The organism is Aestuariibacter sp. GS-14, from assembly GCF_006494365.1.
GTDB lineage: Bacteria > Pseudomonadota > Gammaproteobacteria > Enterobacterales > Alteromonadaceae > Alteromonas > Alteromonas mangrovi.
Genome location: NZ_VHIP01000002.1, coordinates 40,755 through 60,674 on the forward strand (window position 1 = coordinate 40,755; position 19,920 = coordinate 60,674).

22 protein-coding genes are annotated in these 19,920 nt (G+C 49.3%); 21 read left to right on the plus strand and 1 reads right to left on the minus strand.

Annotated features, from left to right (window positions below; genetic code table 11):
• Positions 1-41 precede the first annotated feature (41 nt).
• From FJ444_RS03325 to hypA, 16 genes are all read left to right on the plus strand, one after another.
• Positions 42-1,370 carry an ATP-binding protein gene (locus FJ444_RS03325; RefSeq protein WP_140956509.1) on the plus strand — a complete coding sequence of 443 codons (1,329 nt, stop codon included), beginning with the start codon at positions 42-44 and terminating at the stop codon, positions 1,368-1,370.
• Positions 1,363-2,358 carry a hypothetical protein gene (locus tag FJ444_RS03330; protein ID WP_219993869.1) on the plus strand — a complete coding sequence of 332 codons (996 nt, stop codon included), beginning with the start codon at positions 1,363-1,365 and terminating at the stop codon, positions 2,356-2,358. Before FJ444_RS03325 ends, FJ444_RS03330 begins: the two co-directional genes overlap by 8 nt.
• 9 nt (positions 2,359-2,367) lie before the next feature.
• Complete coding sequence (locus FJ444_RS03335; RefSeq protein ID WP_140956510.1) at positions 2,368-3,819, plus strand: nickel-dependent hydrogenase large subunit; 1,452 nt, start codon at positions 2,368-2,370, stop codon at positions 3,817-3,819.
• Positions 3,819-6,191, plus strand: a complete 2,373-nt coding sequence (locus FJ444_RS03340; RefSeq protein WP_219993870.1) for a carbamoyltransferase HypF — start codon at positions 3,819-3,821, stop codon at positions 6,189-6,191. The genes FJ444_RS03335 and FJ444_RS03340 overlap by 1 nt, the downstream gene beginning before the upstream one ends.
• Before the next feature lie 257 nt (positions 6,192-6,448).
• Entirely contained in the window at positions 6,449-7,519 is a 1,071-nt protein-coding gene (locus FJ444_RS03345) for a hydrogenase small subunit (RefSeq protein ID WP_140956511.1), read from the plus strand.
• A 5-nt stretch (positions 7,520-7,524) separates the two neighbouring features.
• Positions 7,525-9,333: a nickel-dependent hydrogenase large subunit gene (locus FJ444_RS03350; RefSeq protein ID WP_140956512.1), complete on the plus strand. Its 1,809-nt coding sequence runs from the start codon at positions 7,525-7,527 to the stop codon at positions 9,331-9,333.
• 27 nt (positions 9,334-9,360) lie between these two features.
• Positions 9,361-10,104, plus strand: coding sequence for a Ni/Fe-hydrogenase, b-type cytochrome subunit (gene cybH / locus FJ444_RS03355; protein ID WP_140956513.1), 744 nt, complete (start codon positions 9,361-9,363; stop codon positions 10,102-10,104).
• Positions 10,105-10,180: 76 nt separating this feature from the next.
• On the plus strand, positions 10,181-10,483 hold the full coding sequence (locus FJ444_RS03360; RefSeq protein WP_140956514.1) for a HigA family addiction module antitoxin: 303 nt from the start codon (positions 10,181-10,183) through the stop codon (positions 10,481-10,483).
• Between the two features lie 216 nt (positions 10,484-10,699).
• Complete coding sequence (locus tag FJ444_RS03365; RefSeq protein WP_140956515.1) at positions 10,700-11,332, plus strand: HyaD/HybD family hydrogenase maturation endopeptidase; 633 nt, start codon at positions 10,700-10,702, stop codon at positions 11,330-11,332.
• Entirely contained in the window at positions 11,332-11,640 is a 309-nt protein-coding gene (locus FJ444_RS03370; RefSeq protein ID WP_140956516.1) for a HypC/HybG/HupF family hydrogenase formation chaperone, read from the plus strand. Before FJ444_RS03365 ends, FJ444_RS03370 begins: the two co-directional genes overlap by 1 nt.
• A 9-nt stretch (positions 11,641-11,649) precedes the next feature.
• Complete coding sequence (locus tag FJ444_RS03375; protein WP_140956517.1) at positions 11,650-12,081, plus strand: hypothetical protein; 432 nt, start codon at positions 11,650-11,652, stop codon at positions 12,079-12,081.
• A 9-nt stretch (positions 12,082-12,090) separates the two neighbouring features.
• Positions 12,091-12,954: a hydrogenase expression/formation protein gene (locus FJ444_RS03380; RefSeq protein ID WP_140956518.1), complete on the plus strand. Its 864-nt coding sequence runs from the start codon at positions 12,091-12,093 to the stop codon at positions 12,952-12,954.
• Positions 12,955-12,963: 9 nt separating this feature from the next.
• The gene (locus FJ444_RS03385) at positions 12,964-13,185 is read left to right on the plus strand and encodes a rubredoxin (RefSeq protein ID WP_140956519.1); all 222 of its coding nucleotides are present in this window, start codon (positions 12,964-12,966) and stop codon (positions 13,183-13,185) included.
• Entirely contained in the window at positions 13,185-13,772 is a 588-nt protein-coding gene (gene hybE, locus FJ444_RS03390) for a [NiFe]-hydrogenase assembly chaperone HybE (RefSeq protein WP_140956520.1), read from the plus strand. Before FJ444_RS03385 ends, hybE begins: the two co-directional genes overlap by 1 nt.
• A 2-nt stretch (positions 13,773-13,774) precedes the next feature.
• Positions 13,775-14,947: a nickel-dependent hydrogenase large subunit gene (locus FJ444_RS03395; RefSeq protein WP_255439046.1), complete on the plus strand. Its 1,173-nt coding sequence runs from the start codon at positions 13,775-13,777 to the stop codon at positions 14,945-14,947.
• On the plus strand, positions 14,940-15,281 hold the full coding sequence (gene hypA / locus FJ444_RS03400; RefSeq protein WP_181405048.1) for a hydrogenase maturation nickel metallochaperone HypA: 342 nt from the start codon (positions 14,940-14,942) through the stop codon (positions 15,279-15,281). The genes FJ444_RS03395 and hypA overlap by 8 nt, the downstream gene beginning before the upstream one ends.
• A gap of 23 nt (positions 15,282-15,304) precedes the next feature.
• Here hypA and FJ444_RS21575 read toward each other — a convergent pair whose 3' ends face one another.
• Positions 15,305-15,547 carry a hypothetical protein gene (locus FJ444_RS21575; protein WP_255439053.1) on the minus strand — a complete coding sequence of 81 codons (243 nt, stop codon included), beginning with the start codon at positions 15,545-15,547 and terminating at the stop codon, positions 15,305-15,307.
• Between FJ444_RS21575 and hypB the strand changes: the two genes are divergently transcribed.
• From hypB to hypD, 5 genes are read left to right on the plus strand one after another with little or no spacing between them, the layout of a single operon-like run.
• On the plus strand, positions 15,515-16,276 hold the full coding sequence (gene hypB / locus FJ444_RS03405) for a hydrogenase nickel incorporation protein HypB (protein ID WP_255439047.1): 762 nt from the start codon (positions 15,515-15,517) through the stop codon (positions 16,274-16,276). The genes FJ444_RS21575 and hypB overlap by 33 nt on opposite strands.
• Positions 16,276-17,751 (plus strand): sigma-54 dependent transcriptional regulator, encoded by a 1,476-nt coding sequence (locus FJ444_RS03410; RefSeq protein WP_140956523.1) that lies wholly within the window; start codon positions 16,276-16,278, stop codon positions 17,749-17,751. The genes hypB and FJ444_RS03410 overlap by 1 nt, the downstream gene beginning before the upstream one ends.
• A gap of 15 nt (positions 17,752-17,766) precedes the next feature.
• Positions 17,767-18,042 carry a HypC/HybG/HupF family hydrogenase formation chaperone gene (locus FJ444_RS03415; protein ID WP_140956524.1) on the plus strand — a complete coding sequence of 92 codons (276 nt, stop codon included), beginning with the start codon at positions 17,767-17,769 and terminating at the stop codon, positions 18,040-18,042.
• A gap of 10 nt (positions 18,043-18,052) precedes the next feature.
• The gene (locus FJ444_RS03420; RefSeq protein WP_140956525.1) at positions 18,053-18,787 is read left to right on the plus strand and encodes an SIS domain-containing protein; all 735 of its coding nucleotides are present in this window, start codon (positions 18,053-18,055) and stop codon (positions 18,785-18,787) included.
• A 2-nt stretch (positions 18,788-18,789) separates the two neighbouring features.
• On the plus strand, positions 18,790-19,917 hold the full coding sequence (gene hypD / locus FJ444_RS03425; RefSeq protein WP_140956526.1) for a hydrogenase formation protein HypD: 1,128 nt from the start codon (positions 18,790-18,792) through the stop codon (positions 19,915-19,917).
• Positions 19,918-19,920: the final 3 nt, after the last annotated feature.

Consider the following 19,920-nt stretch of genomic DNA (forward strand, 5'->3'; position numbering starts at 1 on the left):
AAACGGTATAGTGCCGCTATGAGGAACCACACGTTGCCGGTATGAGTGATTCATTAAACACACTGTCATTACAAAGTATCCAGAGCGAGGATGCCTGGGTCAGTGTTATCCAGAAGATGGATGAGGCGTATGCTGATCTGGTGCATTCACAGGTGGAAGTTGAACAAAAGAATGTTGAGTTAGAAGAAGCCAAGAGTTTTTCTGACAGTATTCAAAGTGCAATGAATGACGTGTTAATTGTTTGCGATAATGATGGGGTAATTGAGGGCGTGAATCGCGCGCTCACCGAACTGGTTGGAGAAGCTCAGGAGGCCTTGCTCGGACGGTCATTACTGACCTTTATAGACGAAGATTACCGCGAAAAATTTCAGACCTTCAGAGCCAGAATACAGGCGCAGCCCATCCGCGATTTTGAAATAGAAATTCAAGGCAAAGACGGCAAGGTGCCGTTGTCGGTAAACTGTACGGCAAGACTAAACCACCGTGGCAAAAGTGTTGGCATGGTGTTGGTAGGCAGGGCGCTGGGCGAACTTCAACGTGCCTACAAAGAACTGAATACCGCCCACGCGGAACTCCAAATTGCACAACAACGGTTGATTCAGTCTGAGAAAATGGCGTCACTTGGTCGCCTTGTTGCTGGTGTTGCTCATGAGCTGAATAATCCCATTAGCTTTGTTTATGGCAATATGCATGTACTGCGCCGGTATACCGACAAACTCAGCACCTACTTTGATGCGGTTGCTCAAGGGGAAAGCCGTGACAAACTGCGCGATATGCGAGAGCAACTGCGGCTGGATAAAGCCATAAAAGATCTCAACTCGCTGGTCGATGGCACAATGGAAGGGGCCGACAGAGTCAAAGAGATTGTTAATGACTTGCGCCAGTTTTCTTCCACGCAGGTATCCGAGAAAGCCTTATTTGATTTGCGCCATGTCGTGCATACCGCTTTGCATTGGATTATGAAGGAAACCCGGTTTACTGTAGATATTGACGATCAGTTACCCAATCCACTTAACGCCTATGGTCATGCAGGCCAGATACATCAGGTTGTGGTGAATTTAATTGAAAATGCTGTTGATGCTATGGCGGAAAGTCCTGTTCGTTGTTTAGGTTTAAGTGCAAAGGCAGACAACGTTGGTGTAATGCTGGTGGTAACAGACACCGGACCGGGGATTAGCGACAAGGATTCGGCACAGATTTTTGAGCCTTTCTACACCACAAAGCCAGTGGGCATGGGTACAGGATTAGGTTTATCAATCAGTTATGGCATTGTTTCACAGCACGATGGTGAGTTGAGTATTGAAAACCGGCCAGACGGTGGCGTAGTAGCCAGCGTTTACCTACCTAACCAGGAGTCAGTTAGTGCTTAACTTGTTATGGTTGCAATCAGGCGGTTGTGGCGGCTGTTCGATGTCATTGTTAAACGCCGAATCGCCGAACCTCCTCAGCCTATTTGAAAACGCCGGGATTAACCTGTTGTGGCATCCATCGTTAAGTGAAGCGAGTGGGCACGAATGTATCGAAATGCTGGATGGTATTCTTGCCGGCGATATTTCACTGGATATTCTGTGTATTGAAGGCTCGATGATGACCGGCCCCCTCGGAACCGGCAAGTTCCACATTATGGGGGGAACAGGAAAGCCCATGATTGAATGGGTAAAAGCACTCGCTGAAAAGGCAACTTATACCGTAGCGGTAGGGTCTTGCGCAGCCTATGGCGGTATAACTGCCGCAGGCGCTAACGATACGGATGCTACCGGTCTGCAATATGATGGTGAGATTCGTGGCGGCTTGTTAGGTAACGATTTTGTGTCTGGCAGTGGTCAGCAGGTTGTCAATATCGCTGGCTGTCCAACCCATCCTGATTGGGTCACAGAAACCCTTATGAGCATTGCGCTGGGCGAGCACCAGGATGACAATCTGGACAAGTTTGGTCGTCCTCGGATGTATGCGGATCATCTGGTACATCATGGGTGTTCCCGCAATGAATTTTACGAATACAAAGCCAGTGCGGTAGACATGGGCGATCGTGGCTGCATGATGGAGAATATGGGCTGTAAAGGCACTCAGGCTCATGCTGACTGCAATACCCGGCCGTGGAACGGGCAGGGCTCCTGCACCAACGGTGGCTATCCTTGTATTAACTGTACCGCGCCAGAATTTGAAGAGCCGGGACACAGTTTCTGCAAAACGCCTAAAGTGGCTGGCATACCGGTTGGTTTACCTACCGATATGCCTAAAGCCTGGTTTGTGGCGTTAGCTTCACTGTCGAAAGCGGCCACGCCGGAGCGGTTAAAAAAGAATGCCATTTCAGAGCAATTAATTTACCCTCCCACTATTCACAAGCGCAAAGACTAAGAGCCATTTATGAGCCGTATTGTTGCCGGACCGTTTAACCGGGTTGAGGGTGATTTGGAAATCACCTTGGACATAGCCGAAAATAAAGTTGTCAGTGCTGAAGTGAACTCACCGCTTTACCGCGGGTTTGAGCGTATCCTATTAGGCCACAAGCCCATGGATGCGCTGGTGTATACGCCCCGAATTTGCGGTATTTGTTCAGTGACTCAATCAGTAGCCAGTGCAAGGGCGCTGGCGGATGCCATGCAGTTGAGCATGCCGCTAAACGGCGAGTTGTGTACGAATCTGGTATTGGCTAACGAAAATATTACAGATTTACTTACGCATTTTTATTTGTTTTTCATGCCGGACTTTGCTCGCGACGTATATCAACAGCAAGACTGGTTCGAACCTATTTACGCACGATTTAAATCCACTTCAGGCACAGCATCTGCACAAATGCTACCAGCCAGAGCTGATTTCCTGCATCTTATGGGCATAATGGCGGGTAAGTGGCCTCACACCTTAAGCCTACAGCCGGGTGGAGTAGCGAAGGCTATCGAAGCAAAAGAGCGGATCCGTTTACTTGCTATCATCGGCAGTTTTAAACAGTTTCTGGAAACTACCCTGTTCGGCGATGAGCTGGCGACGATTGCACAGCTATCCAGTGAGAAAGAACTTTGGGCCTGGCATGAGCAACAGCCCTGGCAATCCAGCGACTTCAGGCGGTTTTTGCACATCTCGCGTTCGCTCGAATTACAGGCTTTAGGGCGGGCAACAGATCAGTTCCTGAGTTATGGCGCTTATCGTGTTCACGGCAAGAACCTTTGGAAACAAGGCTGTGTGTTCGGCGGCACATCAGTGCCTTTGGATACGCAGGATATTACCGAAGACCATGCGCACAGTTGGATGAGCGAATCGCATAAGAGTCATTTCCCCGCGCAAGGTGTAACGGTACCTTCGCTTGATAACGAAGCAGGCTACAGTTGGTGTAAATCACCACGCCTTAATCAGCAGGTTATGGAGGTGGGGCCATTAGCCCGACAGGTGATTAATGGCCATTCACTGGCGAAGGATTTAGTGGGTCGCAATGGCGCAAATGTGTTTTCACGCATTGTTGCCCGCTTGCTGGAAATTGCTATTGTGGTGCCACAAATGGAACTGTGGGTGAAACAGATCGATCCAAAAGCGCCATTTTGTCACCACGGTGACATGCCGTCTGAAGCATCTGGTGTAGGCCTTGTTGAAGCCGCCAGAGGTTCGCTGGGTCATTGGCTTGAAGTGAAGCAAGGTAAAATTGCTAACTATCAGATTATTGCGCCAACCAGCTGGAATTTTTCTCCACGTGATTTGGCGGGGCAACCCGGTGCGTTAGAACAAGCGGTGGTGGGAGCGCCAGTGATAGATGGCGAGAAAACGCCAGTATCAGTTCAGCACATTGTCCGCTCATTTGATCCTTGTATGGCCTGTACGGTGCATTAGTGTCACAGTGTAATGGAAGCAGGCTTCGCGTTAGTGGCGTGGTGCAGGGCGTTGGATTTCGCCCATTTGTCTGGCAATTAGCCAATGATATGGCGCTGGCCGGTCAGGTGTTTAACGATGCAGCGGGCGTAACGATTGAAATTCTTGCAAACGCGGAAATAACGGAACGCTTTGCTGCGCGACTCTGCAATGAACATCCTCCTTTGGCTGTTATAGAGTCTGTGACTACAGCGCCTGCGAGCTTCACCGAATTCAGTGGCTTTCATATTGTTGCATCACAAACCGGTGAAGTGAGTACCGGTTGTGCACCAGATTCGGCGACTTGCACTGACTGTCTGTCAGAGCTTCACAATAGTAGCGATCGCCGTTATGGCTATCCCTTTATAAACTGCACAAACTGTGGCCCGCGGCTGAGTATTATTAAGCATATCCCGTATGACAGGGCGTCAACCACAATGGCGGAATTCGACCTTTGTGATGCCTGTCAGCGCGAATATGATAATCCGGCCGACAGACGCTTTCACGCCCAACCCAATGCTTGCCCGGACTGCGGGCCTCAGTGTGTGCTCGAATCATCAGACGGTAGCGTTATTCCTGCCGCCGATCCGTTTGCCGTGCTGGCAGCAGCCATCAAAGACGGCAAGATTGTCGCAGTGAAAGGCATTGGTGGGATGCATTTGGTGTGTGATGCCACTAATGAGCAGGCCGTCCAACAATTAAGAGTACGCAAACATCGCCCCGGTAAAGCGTTGGCATTAATGGCGCAATCTACCGAGGCAATTAAGCAATATGTCATTGTGTCTGAGCATGCAGAAGCCATGCTTTCCAGCCCGGCCGCACCTGTGGTGTTAATGCCAAAACGTATCTCAGATCCGTTATCTCGCCCCATCGTACCATCCATTCCACCGGCCATAGCACCCTCCATACCCCCGCCCATACTACCGTCCATAGCAACGTCCGTCGCACCCGATACGGGCATGCTTGGGTTTATGTTGCCTTATTCGCCCATTCACTGGTTACTTATGGTGCATCTGGACATACCCGTGGTGATGACCAGTGGCAATCGGTCTGGTTCGCCCCAAGCGATCACTAACCACGATGCCAGAGAGCAATTGCAAGACATTGCCGACTTGCTGCTATTGCACAACAGGCCAATTCACAACCGACTGGATGATTCGGTGGTGTTAGCAGACATCAAAGGCGTCCAGCTTTTCAGGCGCGCAAGAGGTTATGCGCCGACAAGTCTGCCATTACCCCCCGGGTTCAGTGCGGAAGAACCGCTGGTTGCTCTGGGAGGGCAATTAAAGAACACGGTTTGTATGGTGAAAGGTAATAAAGCCATCGTGACGCAACATTTGGGCGACCTGCACGATGCCAGTACCTTCGATCAGTATCTGCATACTCAAACATTGTTTACGTCGTTGTACGATATTAACAGCCAGCGTTATGCCTGTGATATGCATCCGGAATATCTGTCTACCAAACACGCAGAAAGTCTGGTTGAACAAGGGAAGACATTATTTAAGGTACAGCATCATCACGCGCACATTGCGTCTTGCCTCGGGGATAACCAATATCCGCGAACCGCACCAAAAGTGTTGGGTATTTGTCTGGATGGCACTGGTTTTGGAACCGATGGTAGTTTGTGGGGCGGAGAGTTCCTGTACGGCGACTACCACTCAATGGAACGCGTGGGTTCAATTACGCCGTTTCCTCTTATTGGCGGTGCGCAGGCTATAAAATCTCCCTGGCGGTGTTTGTATGCACAGCTTCGTCAGCATTACTCAGCAATGGAAATTACTGCTTTTGCCAATATCATCCCACAACTGGGTTCACCAGTGTGTCAAACATTTGAGATGATGCTGGAGAAGGGACTGAACGTGCCCATTACCAGCTCCGCCGGTCGCTTGTTTGATGCCGTAGCGGCGGCGTTGGGATGTTCGGCTGACAATATCAGCTACGAGGGGCAGGCAGCGATTCAATTGGAAACGCTGGCCGGGCAGTGCACCGCTGAGTCCGATCCCTATGTTTTTAGCGTCGACAATAACCTGATTAACACCGCTTTACTGTGGAAATCACTATTGGACGATCTCTCAAGTGGCCGTGATAAAGCCTGTATTGCCGCCGCTTTCCACCGTGGTTTTGTGGACGCACTGCTTACGATGACCGATCATCTGCGACAAGAGTATGAATTTGACGCGGTGGCGCTATCGGGCGGTGTCATGCAAAACCAATTGGTGTTTCATGGGTTGATTACTGGCCTGGAATCTCAGGGATTGACTGTTTTGACCCACAAAACCTTGCCTGCCAATGATGGGGGGATTGCTTTTGGTCAGGCGTTAGTGACCCTCGCTCAATCTACACTTGGTTAGTGGGTTAACCAGGTGTAAACACACCTTCCGTTTTTCTCTCCAAAGGTGAATTAGCTTTTCACTTATCCCTACTGTAATGCATTAAGTCATTGTTATTTAATGGTTATTATTTTTGGTCTGGTGTTTGCAGAGCAGCATGTGAACATTACAACAATAATAGCTGAAATTGCTTACATCAGAACTCAAGACCAGACTCCACAGGCTGTGCAAATTTGGCGTAAGTGCTTCTTCAGCGGGTATCACTGCCGGAGGACCAGATGTCCCAATTAGAGACCTTTTATGAAGTTATGCGTCGACAGGGGATTACCCGTCGTAGTTTTCTAAAATATTGCAGTTTAACGGCTGCTGCTCTTGGGCTAGGGCCCGCCTTTGCTCCGCGCATCGCGCACGCGATGGAAACCAAGGAACGGACGCCCGTGTTGTGGCTGCACGGTCTGGAGTGTACTTGTTGTTCTGAGTCGTTTATTCGCTCCGCCCATCCCCTCGTTAAAGATGTTGTTTTGTCGATGATCTCGCTGGATTACGACGATACGTTGATGGCTTCTGCCGGTCATCAGGCGGAAGCGATTCTTGAAGAAACCATGCAAAAATACAAGGGCAAGTACATTCTGGCAGTGGAAGGAAATCCACCACTTAACGAAGATGGCATGTTCTGTATTGTTGGCGGTAAGCCGTTTTTAGATCAGCTGAAGCACGCTGCAAAAGATGCGGCGGCGATCATTGCCTGGGGGTCCTGTGCATCTTGGGGGTGTGTACAGGCTGCGCGTCCCAATCCGACGCAGGCTGTACCCATCCACAAGGTGATTACCGATAAACCGATAATCAAAGTGCCGGGCTGTCCGCCTATCGCAGAGGTGATGACTGGTGTCATTACCTACATGCTGACCTTTGGCAAAGTGCCAGAACTCGACCGCCAGGGTCGTCCAAAGATGTTCTACAGCCAGCGTATTCACGATAAGTGTTACCGCCGTCCGCATTTCGATGCCGGCCAGTTTGTGGAGCAGTGGGATGACGAGGGCGCTCGCAAAGGTTACTGCCTCTACAAAGTAGGTTGTAAAGGGCCAACTACGTATAACGCCTGTTCAACAGTACGCTGGAACGAAGGAACATCATTCCCTATTCAGGCAGGTCACGGTTGTATCGGCTGCTCAGAAGACGGTTTTTGGGACAAGGGCTCCTTCTACGACCGTTTAACCGACATTAATCAGTTTGGCATTGAATCGAATGCCGATGAAGTAGGCACTGCCGTTGCGGGTGGTGTTGGCGCGGCCATCGCTGCACATGCTGCCGTTAGTGCGATAAAACGCGCGCAGCACAAGGGAGAATAAGAATAATGAATACGCCGTTAAATTCAAAATTATTAGACAGCTCAGGACGCCGTATTGTGGTGGATCCGGTTACCCGGATCGAAGGTCACATGCGCTGTGAGGTGAATGTTGATGAAAACAATATCATCCGCAACGCCGTATCAACAGGCACCATGTGGCGTGGTCTGGAAGTGATTCTGAAAGGTCGCGATCCACGTGATGCCTGGGCGTTCGTAGAACGTATTTGTGGGGTGTGTACCGGCTGTCACGCGCTGACCAGTGTCAGGGCCGTAGAAGATGCATTAGGCATCAATATTCCTTTAAACGCGCATCTTATCCGTCATTTGATGGATAAAACGCTAAACATCCACGACCACGTCGTGCACTTCTATCATTTACATGCACTGGACTGGGTAAACCCGGTAAATGCATTAAAAGCGGATCCCAAGGCAACCTCCGCACTGCAACAGAAAGTATCCCCGACTCATCCAATGTCGAGTCCGGGTTACTTCCGCGATGTACAAACCCGTATTAAAAAGTTCATCGAAAGTGGTCAGTTGGGCTTGTTTGCCAACGGTTACTGGAGTAATCCGGCTTATAAACTACCACCAGAAGCGGACTTAATGGCCGTGGCGCATTACCTTGAAGCGCTGGATATGCAGAAAGAAATCGTCAAGATCCATACGATCTTCGGCGGCAAAAACCCACACCCGAACTTTATGGTGGGTGGTGTACCGTGTGCAATAAATCTGGATGGCACTGGCTCTTCAGGTGCACCGGTAAATATGACCAGCCTGAACTTTGTACTAGAGCGTATCCGCGAAGCGGAAGCCTTTATTAAAAATGTGTATATCCCGGATGTTATTGCCATTGCCACGCTTTACAAAGACTGGCTGCACGGTGGTGGACTGGCGGCGTCTAACGTACTGTGTTACGGCACACATACCGTGGTTCCGGGTGACAAATCTACCGACTTGTTACCCGCCGGCGCCATCATTAATGGCAACTGGGATGAAGTCCATCCGGTTGATGTTCGCGACCCGAATGAAATTCAGGAGTTCGTTGATCACAGCTGGTATCAGTACGCCAACGGGGCGAAAGGCCTGCATCCGTGGGATGGTGAAACCGAAGCAAAATTCGAGTTGGGTCCAAACTTCAAGGGCACGAAAACGAATATTAAAGAGTTGGACGAAAGCGCCAAGTACAGTTGGATAAAAGCACCTCGCTGGAAAGGTCACGCCATGGAAGTGGGTCCACTGGCACGCTATATCGTCGCTTACGCGTCAGGCAAAGAATATGTTCAGGACCAGGTGGACCGTTCATTGTCGGCGTTTAACCAGGCGACGGGCATGGATTTGGGCCTCAAGCAATTCTTGCCATCAACGCTTGGCCGCACGCTGGCCCGTGCACTGTGTTCTGAACTGTGCGTGGATTCCATGCTGGACGACTGGCATCAATTGGTGAACAACATTAAAAACGGTGATACCTCTACGGCTAACGTTGAAAAATGGGATCCAAAGACCTGGCCGAAAGAGGCGAAAGGGGTGGGAACCAACGAAGCGCCGCGCGGGGCGTTGGGTCACTGGATTAAAATTAAAGACGGCAAGATCGAGAACTATCAGGCAGTGGTACCAACCACCTGGAATGGTTCTCCGCGTGACTCTGAAGGCAATATTGGGGCATTTGAAGCATCGCTGCTTAACACGCCAATGGAACGTCCTGACGAGCCGGTTGAAATCCTGCGAACCTTACACAGCTTTGATCCGTGCCTGGCCTGTTCTACGCACGTTATGAGCGAAGATGGTCAGGAGCTGACCAACGTGAAAATTCGTTAAGCGCTTGCGCTCACGGGAGACTCAACTATGTCTACGTCAGTTAAGAGAAAAGACCTGACCGACAACAACCATAGTGGTGAAGAGAAGGTCATTACCCGTCGTCAAACGGCGGTGTACGTGTACGAAGCGCCAGTGCGGTTGTGGCACTGGGTAACGGTATTTTCCATCATTACCCTGTGTATCACCGGATATTTTATTGGTCAGCCATTACCGACCTTACCGGGTGAAGCCAGTGATAACTTTTTAATGGGTTATATACGGTTTGCTCACTTTGCGGCAGCGTATATCGTGACTATCGGCTTTATTGGCCGTTTGTACTGGGCGCTGGTGGGAAACCATCACTCCCGTGAACTGTTCTTTCCCAAGTTCTTTGTGAAAGCCTGGTGGAAAGAGGTATGGCACGAGATGCGCTGGTACCTGTTTATGGAAAAAACGCCCAAGAAGTACATCGGTCACAATCCGCTTGCACAGTTAGGGATGTTCTTTTTCTTTATCCTTGGCATGATTTTCATGATCGTAACCGGCTTTGCCCTGTACAGCGAAGGTGCCGGGCAGGGTAGCTGGCAGGATACGTTATTCGGCTGGGTGATCCCGCTGTTTGGTCAGAGTCAGGATGTCCATACCTGGCACAGACTGGGCATGTGGTATCTGATTACGTTTATTATGATCCATGTTTATGTGGCGATTCGCGAAGACATCATGTCACGCCAAAGCCTGATCTCTACCATGATCAGCGGCTGGCGGATGTTTAAAGACGATAAGCCAGACTAAGCTCCTCAGTGGGGTGCGGGTGGAATTGTCGACCTGCCTGCGCCCCCATTCCTTTCACTCAATAACAGAAATACGCATGACGGAATCTCGAAACGTCAATCTGCCTGGCTCCGGGCTTCGTTTTACCGGTCGAAAGCCCGAACATCCAGGTATGTTTCTGGAACGTTGTTATTTAACCCCTCTGGGTATTAGCCAATCTGAATTGGCTCGCGTGCTCGGAGTATCCCGCCGCCGAGTTCATGAAATTATAAAAGGACAACGTGCTATTTCTGCCGACACCGCACTGCGCCTTGCTCATCATTTTCAAACGCCTCCGATGTTCTGGCTGGAAAAACAGTTGCTTTGGGAATTATACGACGCAACACATAAATCTTGCTGAATTTGAAAGGATGCTTTTCGAATTTTATTAATTATGGAAAGTTGTTAACCATAATTGTGGTATGGGTACTTGTCACGTTACCCGTTACACCCCGTAAACTGGGCATCACCCTGAATTCTGGATGTTGGCATGGTCTTTGTATTTAACAGTAAATGTAAAAGAAATGTAATTTGGTCAATCGAAGCCAACTAATCAGATGGTACAGAACATAATCTAATGAATGAAAAACAAGTACTTATTTTAGGCATAGGCAATATTCTCTGGGCCGACGAAGGGTTTGGTGTGCGTTGCGTGGAATCGCTCAATCAGGATTATGCGTTTCCCGATAATGTCAAAATGGTCGACGGTGGTACGCAGGGGATATACCTGGTTCAACATGTTCAGGAAGCCGATGTGTTAGTGGTGTTTGATGCCATCGACTATGGATTGCCACCGGGTACGCTGAAAAAAATCTACAACGAAGACGTACCCAAATTTATGGGCGCAAAACAAATGAGCCTGCATCAAACGGGCTTTCAGGAAGTACTCGCCATGGCTGAGTTCACCGGTAATTACCCGGCTGATTTACTGCTGGTGGGGTGTCAGCCTGTTGAGCTGGAAGACTTTGGAGGCAGCTTGCGTCCTGAAGTCAAAGCCCAGGTTAAGCCCGCGATTGACATCGCGTTGGCGTATCTGGCTCAGTTTGGCGTTGAGCCAACGCGTCAGGCGGGTCAAGCGCGGGCACTGTCACCAGGTCAGTTAAACCTTAGCGATTATGAACGAGGTCGCCCCGACGAGGCGTCAGCCTGTCGCACGGGGGACATTCGCGTGATTGCAGGGGCAACATCAGCACCCAAAGGTACGGACTAATGTGTATTGGCCTTGTTTACCGGGTACTGGAAACAACGGAGCATCGCGCGCGGTGCCAGCGCGGAGAAGACATTCGTTGGGTGGATACCTCGTTGGTTGGTTCAGTGGAAACGGGCACCTGGTTGCTGATTTTTTTGGATGCTGCACGAGAAATACTGAGCCCCGAGCGCGCAAAACAGGTTGAAGAAGCCGTTAGTGCAATAGAGCGTGTGATGTCTGGCCAATCAGTAGACCTCAACGACTGCTTTGGCGATCTGGTTAACAAAGAGCCTGAACTACCTGACCATTTAAAACCATTATTAAAATAAGAGAACAGCATGAACTCACCTTTGATAGACCGACTGGTCGATGAACTAGGCTACCCGGTTCTCGACGATGATAATTTTGAAGAATTTATTGCCAGCACACCCTACAGCGTGTTGTTTTTAACCGAAGATCCGAAACGCTTCCCCGAAAGCCTGGATGTGGCGGTGATTTTACCTGAGTTGATTAAGCGCTTCGGCCAACTTACTCCGGCAGTGGTGTCGACGAATATTCAGACCGCTTGCCGAGGACGCTACAACTTTATGGCCTGGCCGGCGCTGGTGTTTCTGAAAAACGGACACTACCTGGATGCCATCACTAAAGTACAAAACTGGGACGAATACATTCGTGAAATCAGCCGTATTCTGACGCTCGAACCGCGTCCGGATCCAGGCATTGGTATTCCGGTTGTATTTAATCCCATCAGCAAACCCTGCGGACAGTAAGGATTTCCTATGCGTGACATTAGTATAAACATCGTCAACGTGCCTGTGGGGCCGGGCAGTCAGTCTGAAGGCGATATGGTACTAGACTACATGAAAATGCCATCTGAGATGAGTACCTACGACATGCCTTCTTTTCCGGAAGAAAGCGAGCTCGAGCGTTGTCCACAAGCGATGGGTATTTTGGCCGACATTCAGTTAATGCTGGCTCAGATTAACGACAATGGTCAGGGCAGTGTGCTTACTGTAACCGGGTTACCCGACGCTGATTTGAATCTGTTAAACCAGATATTAGGTGAAGGTGAGGTCAGTGTATTAATTGACGGTGAACACCCTGTTCGTATACAGGAAACCGTAATGGCGGGGATATGGCGTCTTCGCTCCTTTGATAAGCAAGGTAATGTGCTGTCGGAAGCCATTGAAGTAGCCGAAATTCCGGAATGTGTGCGCGAGCATGCCTTTGCGACCACCGTCAATCTTGCTGAACGTATTGCGGGTTTGCCTGAAGGGCTGCTTAATGCTCCATCTGTGCTGGTGGAAATTGCTGAAACGTCCGCGCAATACAAACAAGCGCCAGACATGGCGTCACACGTAATTAATTTATCATTATTACCGTTTTCACCAGAAGATCACTATAGCCTTACCACAACGACGGGTACCGGTTGCGTTACTATATTGTCGCGTGGGTACGGAAACTGTCGTATTACATCAACCCAGGTAGACGGGTTATGGCGGGTGCAGTACTACAACAGCACCGATCATTTAATTCTGGATACGTTGGAAATTGTGGCTATTCCGGCGGTAGCCTGCGCTGCTCCGGAGGATTTGGCGGATTCAGCAATTCGTCTGGAAGAAATCCGTGACGCGTTAATGTAAGGCAAGATTATGAGTTTTCAAGGTTTTGAAGGCAGTTACCTTGGCGATGACAGCCGGATTGAAGCGACAGCCAAACTGGAATGCAAAATATGCTGGTACGTGTACGATCCGCTCAAAGGCGACGACGTCTGGCAGGTACAGCCTGGTACATCCTTTGCCCAGTTACCCCATTTTTGGCGATGCCCTGAATGTGATGGCGATCGCGACCAGTTTATGGTCATTGAAGAATAATGACGGGGCACAAGGCTGCGGCAATGGCATTTTATCAGTCTGTGATAGACAAGATGGCCGGTTTGCCTTTTTATAATGAGCAATTATCCATAGATACCACCCCCTTCAGGGAATGGGACGCCTATGTTATTGGGGTGGTAGTGACCCCTTGGTGTATGAATATGCTACTGTTACCCAATGCCCCGGCTACGTTAGCTGATCTTCGGTTAGGACAAAAATTCCGCTTGCACTTCCCGTCAGGTCAATATGAATTTATTTATGCGTACGATGAGCAACTGGGGGACTATGCAACCTGCTCTGTGTTTTCTCCAATGTTTGAATTTACCGAGCAAACTGTAGCGATGGAGACGGCAACGGCGGTGTTAGCCGCGTTATTTGACGAACAACACAATTCAGAATCTGAGCGACACCGCACAAAACAGGCCATTGTTGAACAGCATCGGTGGCTTGAAGAACAAGCGACCAAACAAACACAGCAAAGGGGAGAATCCGATAGCACTGATGTTACAGTTGAGTTGACTGAAGGACTGAGTCGCCGTGCATTTTTAACCGGTGGGAGTCGCAAAAGTGAGGCTGGGCAATCGTGAATATGGCGGCAGCGTTATCCGATAGCCATCCTCAACTTAAATCCACTCGGCTGAATGCCGGCGGTTTGAATATTCAGGTTGTTTATACGCGTGATCGCATCTCAGATGTACTAACAGATAACTCGCGCCCTATGATTGCCAGCCGTCTTTTTGTTGGTAAATCCATAGAACAAGTGTTGGCATTGATACCATCCCTGTTTTATGTCTGTGGTGTAGGTCAGCTCGTTGCGGCTCTGCAAGCATTTGAAAGCGCGCTTAATCAGTCGGTAACAGCTGAAGTAGCCAGAGCACGTGCGACGTTGCTCATGGCCGAATCGTTGCGAGAACAAGTCTTCAGTTGGGTGATCAATTGGACACCGCAAAATAAGTCTAAGCTATGTCATATAGTGGATTGGTTTAATACCTGTAAACGACGGCTTGATTGGTGTCTGGCGGTAGAGCCACAGAGCGGAGAATGGTTAAAGGGCCCGGTTGGAGCACTATCCCAGGTGTTAACTGAATTGCGGTTGCATTTATGCGAGGCAGTGCAACCTTTTGTTTTAGATTGTAAAAGTACATCATCGTTAGCCAGGCTGGGGATATCACCTGAACTTTGTGGATTGTTGGCTACATGCGATGAATACCCGTTTGGTAATGCTGCAAACACGTTACTATTGGGCAATCAGGAAGCAGTTAACGACGTGAACTGCCCTTTGGATGCGATGTTGTCAGACGCGTTTTGTTTACAACCCACCCTTGCCGGCCTTCCACAGGAAACAGGCTGCTGGGCAAGACGTCGGATAATCAATGACTCGAATTTTGCTCAAGGGAAGGCGAGTACGTTAACCGCACGTGTGTGTAGCTTGTTTGATGAAATACGCCTGGCGGAAGCGCGATTTGAATCGATTGTTAGTCAACGATACGAAAAGGTTGAGACGCTTAACCATAAAGGGAGCGCTATAGTGGAAACCGCCAGAGGAACATTGTTTCATCGGGTTCAACTATCTGAAAATAATACGGTGAAAAGCTACCGGATTATTGCGCCCACTGAGTGGAATTTTCATCCTGATGGTACGCTGAAAACAATGTTGGTAGGAACGAGGCTACCGCGAGAACACGTAAAGCCAGTGACTGAGTTATTGATCAAATTACTCGACCCCTGCGTTCCGTGGCAGTTGGAGGTGATTCATGCATGAGATGTCCATTGCAGAAGGCATTTTACAAGTACTCGAAGAACAGGCGATTAGCCAATCGTTCGAGAAAGTGAAGGCCGTGTGGCTTGAAATAGGCCCGCTTGCCGCCATCGAAACAGACGCGTTGACGTTTTGTTTTGATGCAGTGATAAAGGAGAGTCTGGCCGAAGGGGCCAGCCTGCACATTATCAAATTACCCGGAAAAGCGTTTTGTTTGCAGTGTCTGGATACCGTTTCGGTAACACAACGCTATGACAGTTGCCCTGTATGTGGCAGTTATCACTTACAGATAACGCAGGGCGATGAAATGAGAATAAAAGAACTAGAGGTAGCTTAACCATGTGTACAGTTTGCGGTTGTTCAGAAGGCGAAGTCAGCATTGAGCATGATCACTCCCATAACCATGTTCACGCCCATGATCATCATAGCCATGCTCGAGCCCATGATCATCATAGTCATAATCACACTCATCATGATGGTGAGCATACCCATAGTCATGAACACGAACATCATCATCACGGTCATGATCACAATCACGACCACGCAGGCATTGAAAGTGAGGGGGATAATATTCACTTTGGCAAAGGGCCTGCGCACGCTCATGTTGCCGGTCTAAGTCAAAGCCGAATGGTTCAGATCGAGCAGGATATTCTGGGTAAAAATAACCAGTATGCCGCGCAAAACCGGGCGCGCTTTGCGCAACAGTCGATGTTTGTGCTGAATCTTGTATCCAGTCCGGGGTCGGGTAAAACAACCTTACTAACAGAAACGATAAACCACATTAAATCCCGTTATACCGTTGGCGTTATCGAAGGTGATCAACAAACCACCAATGACGCTGAACGCATTCGTGAAACCGGGGTACAAGCGGTACAAATCAATACCGGTAAAGGTTGCCATTTGGACGCCCACATGGTGGGCCATGCCATGGACAACTTTTCTGATTTAACCGGTGGCGTATTGTTCATTGAAAACGTGGGTAATCTGGTTTGCCCCGCGTCGTTTGATTTAGGCGAAGCCGCTAAGGTGTCGATTTTGTCGGTCACTGAGGGCGAGGATAAGCCTCTGAAGTATCCGGATATGTTCCATGCCTCTGAGCTCATGATCCTGAATAAAACGGACTTGTTACCCTACCTTGATTTTGATGTGGAACGCTGTATGGACTATGCAAAGCGCGTTAACCCGGATATTAAAATAATCCAGCTTTCTGCCAAAAGCGGTGAGGGAATGGAGCAATGGATTGACTGGATTAAACGTAAACGGGCATCCATCATTGAAGCGAGAATTCAGATTCTGCAGCAGCAAATCGATCAGTTTAAGGCGATTCTGTAATGAGTGCCTTTCCGCGTCCGGTTGTACTTTGTGTTGACGACGAAGTGCGTTCGCTTGAAACCTTAGAGCGCACATTGGATGAAGAATTTGATGTGCTCACTGCCAACAGTGCTCAGGCAGCGTTAACCCTTCTTGAAGACAATACTGTTCAGGTTATTTTATGTGATCAACGCATGCCGGATCGTACCGGTGTGGAATTACTCAGCGAAGTAAGGGAGCGCTGGCCCAAAGTGGCCCGTCTTATATTGTCGGGTTATACCGATTCAGAGGACATCATTAAAGGGCTCAATGAAGCGGGGATCCTGCAATACATTACCAAGCCATGGCATCCTGAAAGTTTGCTCATGACTATTCGCAGTGCGTGTCGAATGTGTGCGTTACAAAACGAAAATGCACTGCTGAATATGGAGATGCGGCTTACCGAAGTGCAGGCCGAACAGCAGGTCATTGAGAAGAAAACGCAATTGCGTAAAAGTTTTGAGCTCGACGAGATAAAGCGCCATCAACAGAGTCCTTTAAACCGAATCTGCGAACAGGTGAGTAAGATTGCGCCATACGATGTATCGGTTTTAGTTACCGGACCATCCGGGGCGGGTAAAGAGCTTTTCGCCAGAGCATTGCATTACAACAGCTTGCGTGCTGATCGGCCCTTTGTGGTGGAAAACTGCGGTGCTATGCCCGATGAATTGCTCGCGTCTGAATTATTCGGCCACAAGAAAGGGTCGTTCACCGGTGCCATTACCGATCACGTTGGTTTGTTTGAGCAAGCTGATGGCGGCACTATTTTTCTGGATGAGATTGGCGAAATCAGTCCGGCGTTTCAGGTAAAACTACTACGTGTATTGCAAGAGCGCGAAATCCGTAGATTGGGGGAACAACAACGGCGTCAGGTAAACGTGCGTATTGTGGCGTCGACCAACCGGGATTTAGAAGAAGAAGTGCGCGCAGGTCGTTTCCGTCAGGATCTGTATTTTCGGCTGGCTGAGGTGACTCTCGAATTACCAGCGCTGTCGCGGCGAATTATTGATATTCCGGTCCTGGCAAATAATTTTCTGCAAAATGCCATGCATCAGTTTGATAAACCAGTAAAAGGATTCAGCGAAGAGACAATTGCCTGTATGAAGCGCTACAGCTGGCCTGGCAATGTACGCGAATTGCAAAACGAAGTTCGCCGCATGCTGGTAATGAGTGAAGGGGAATGGCTAACCGCTGATTTATTGAATCCCCGTGTACTGCGCGCAGCGCCAGACGCCGAAGACGACGATATCGATATGTTCGCTGGACTGGAAGGCACCTTAAAGGAAAAGGTAGAGTTATTGGAAAAGCGAATTTTACGGGAGACCCTAATTCGGCATCGCTGGAACAAAAGCAGCGCATCACTGGAGTTGGGGTTATCCCGCGTTGGTTTACGTTCCAAGCTTGAACGCTATGAGCTCGAGAAATCCGGTGATTCAGATCCCAGTAAACAGCATTAGACGGAGAAATTTGGTATGTGTTTAGGTATTCCGGGTCAAATTGTCTCTATTACTGACGAAAATCTGCAAACCGGTGTGGTTCAGGTCTCAGGTGTAAAGCGCGAGGCCAACCTGAGTTGTGTTGTGCCAGCCGACGGCAATTTACAGTCTCTGGTAGGCAGTTGGGCGTTGGTACATGTTGGATTTGCCATGAGCATTATCGATGAAGAAGAGGCCCAGCGTACACTGCAAATACTCGCTGAAATCGGTGAATTGCAGGAAGAATTGAACGCCATGCAACATGGCGCCTGAGTGATCTATTATGAGCAATCAATCTAAAGACGCTGGAGCCAATCAATCTGTACTCGCGGCGTTTTATCCCTTTGCGAGCAATCCCACTGCATCAACTTTGGTAAATGAAACTGCAAAAGCAAAGCGGGATCAGGCGTTGTTACAGTCAGTTGTCGCTAAGGCAAACGAGAGTATCAGAGTCAAAGAGCAATTTTTTGAACACCATAGCAACGATCTGCTTCAGGCTGCTCGGTTTATCGCCGACACCTACCGACAACAAGGTAAATTGCTAACGGCAGGCAATGGCGGCTCGTCCTGTGATGCAGCCCATCTGGCGGTTGAATTTATGCATCCTGTTACAACAGGGCGTAAAGCCTTACCAGCAGTCAATTTGTCGCAGGATACTGCCATGATTACAGCGGTAAGTAACGACGTGGGTGTTGAACACGTATTAACCCGACAGCTATCTGCACTTGCCAACTCCCGCGACACGCTGGTGGTGTTTTCAACCAGCGGCAATTCCGGCAACCTCGTTGAAGCTTGCAGAAAAGCACAAGCGCTCGGCATGAAGGTAATTGCTTTTACTGGTCGCACAGGCGGAGAAATTGGGGCGAAGCAGTTTGCTGATATTTGCCTTAAGGTGCCTAGTGACAGTATTCACCGCATTCAGGAATGCCATTTAGCCTGTTACCACATTTTGTGGGATCTGGTGCACAGCCTGCTGGCAGACAATCTAACCGCACCCTTGCCATCCGAGGAGAAGTAACCATGAAGTATGTTGATGAGTTTCGCGATCCGGACATGGCAAAACGCGTTTTGGAGCGCATTCATGCGGTGGTTGATGAGATCCCCGTTACACAGGGCCGCCCTCTGCAAATTATGGAGGTATGCGGCGGCCATACACACTCCATTTTCCGCTATGGGTTGGAAGAATTACTGCCTGACAAGATTGAAATGGTACACGGGCCGGGCTGCCCGGTATGTGTATTACCAATGGGACGCGTGGATGATTGTGTGGCGATCGCGGAGCAGCCTGACGTCATTTTTACTACCTTTGGCGATGCCATGCGGGTACCTGGTTCGCGTAAAAGCCTACAGCAGGCGAATTCCGATGGCTGCGACGTGCGCATGGTCTATTCACCCATGGATGCATTAGCCATTGCGCGTAAGAATCCAAATAAACACGTTGTGTTTTTTGGACTGGGCTTTGAAACCACCATGCCAAGCACAGCGTTAACACTGCTTCAAGCTGACAGGGAAGGCATTACTAACTTCTCATTGTTCTGCAATCACATCACCATTATTCCCACCATTAAAGCCATTTTGGACTCACCAGACATGGTGATTGACGGCTTTTTAGGGCCCGGCCATGTCTCAATGGTAATAGGCTCGGCGCCGTATGAATTTATTGCCAGTCACTACAAGCGGCCGTTGGTGATTGCGGGGTTTGAACCGCTGGATATTTTGCAATCCATGCTGATGGTGGTGGAACAAATTAAAGCAGGCCATGCCCAGGTGGAAAACCAATACAAGCGTATTGTGCCGGAACAAGGCAACAGCAATGCCTTGCAAGCTGTAGGTGAAGTCTTTGAATTGCGGGAGTTCTTTGAATGGCGAGGATTGGGTTCCATTGATCATTCTGGTGTGCGCATTCGTGAAAAATACGCCCGTTTTGATGCAGAGCGTATTTTTGCCGTTGAGCCTGCTCATGTAGCGGATCCAAAAGCGTGTCAATGTGGAGAAGTACTTAAAGGCGTATTAAAGCCCTGGGATTGCAAATTGTTCGGCAAACAGTGTAATCCGGAAACGCCCATTGGCGCTTTAATGGTCTCCACCGAAGGAGCGTGTTCTGCCTATTATAGCTACGGCAAAATTGATATCCGGCAAGCAGTTTAATTC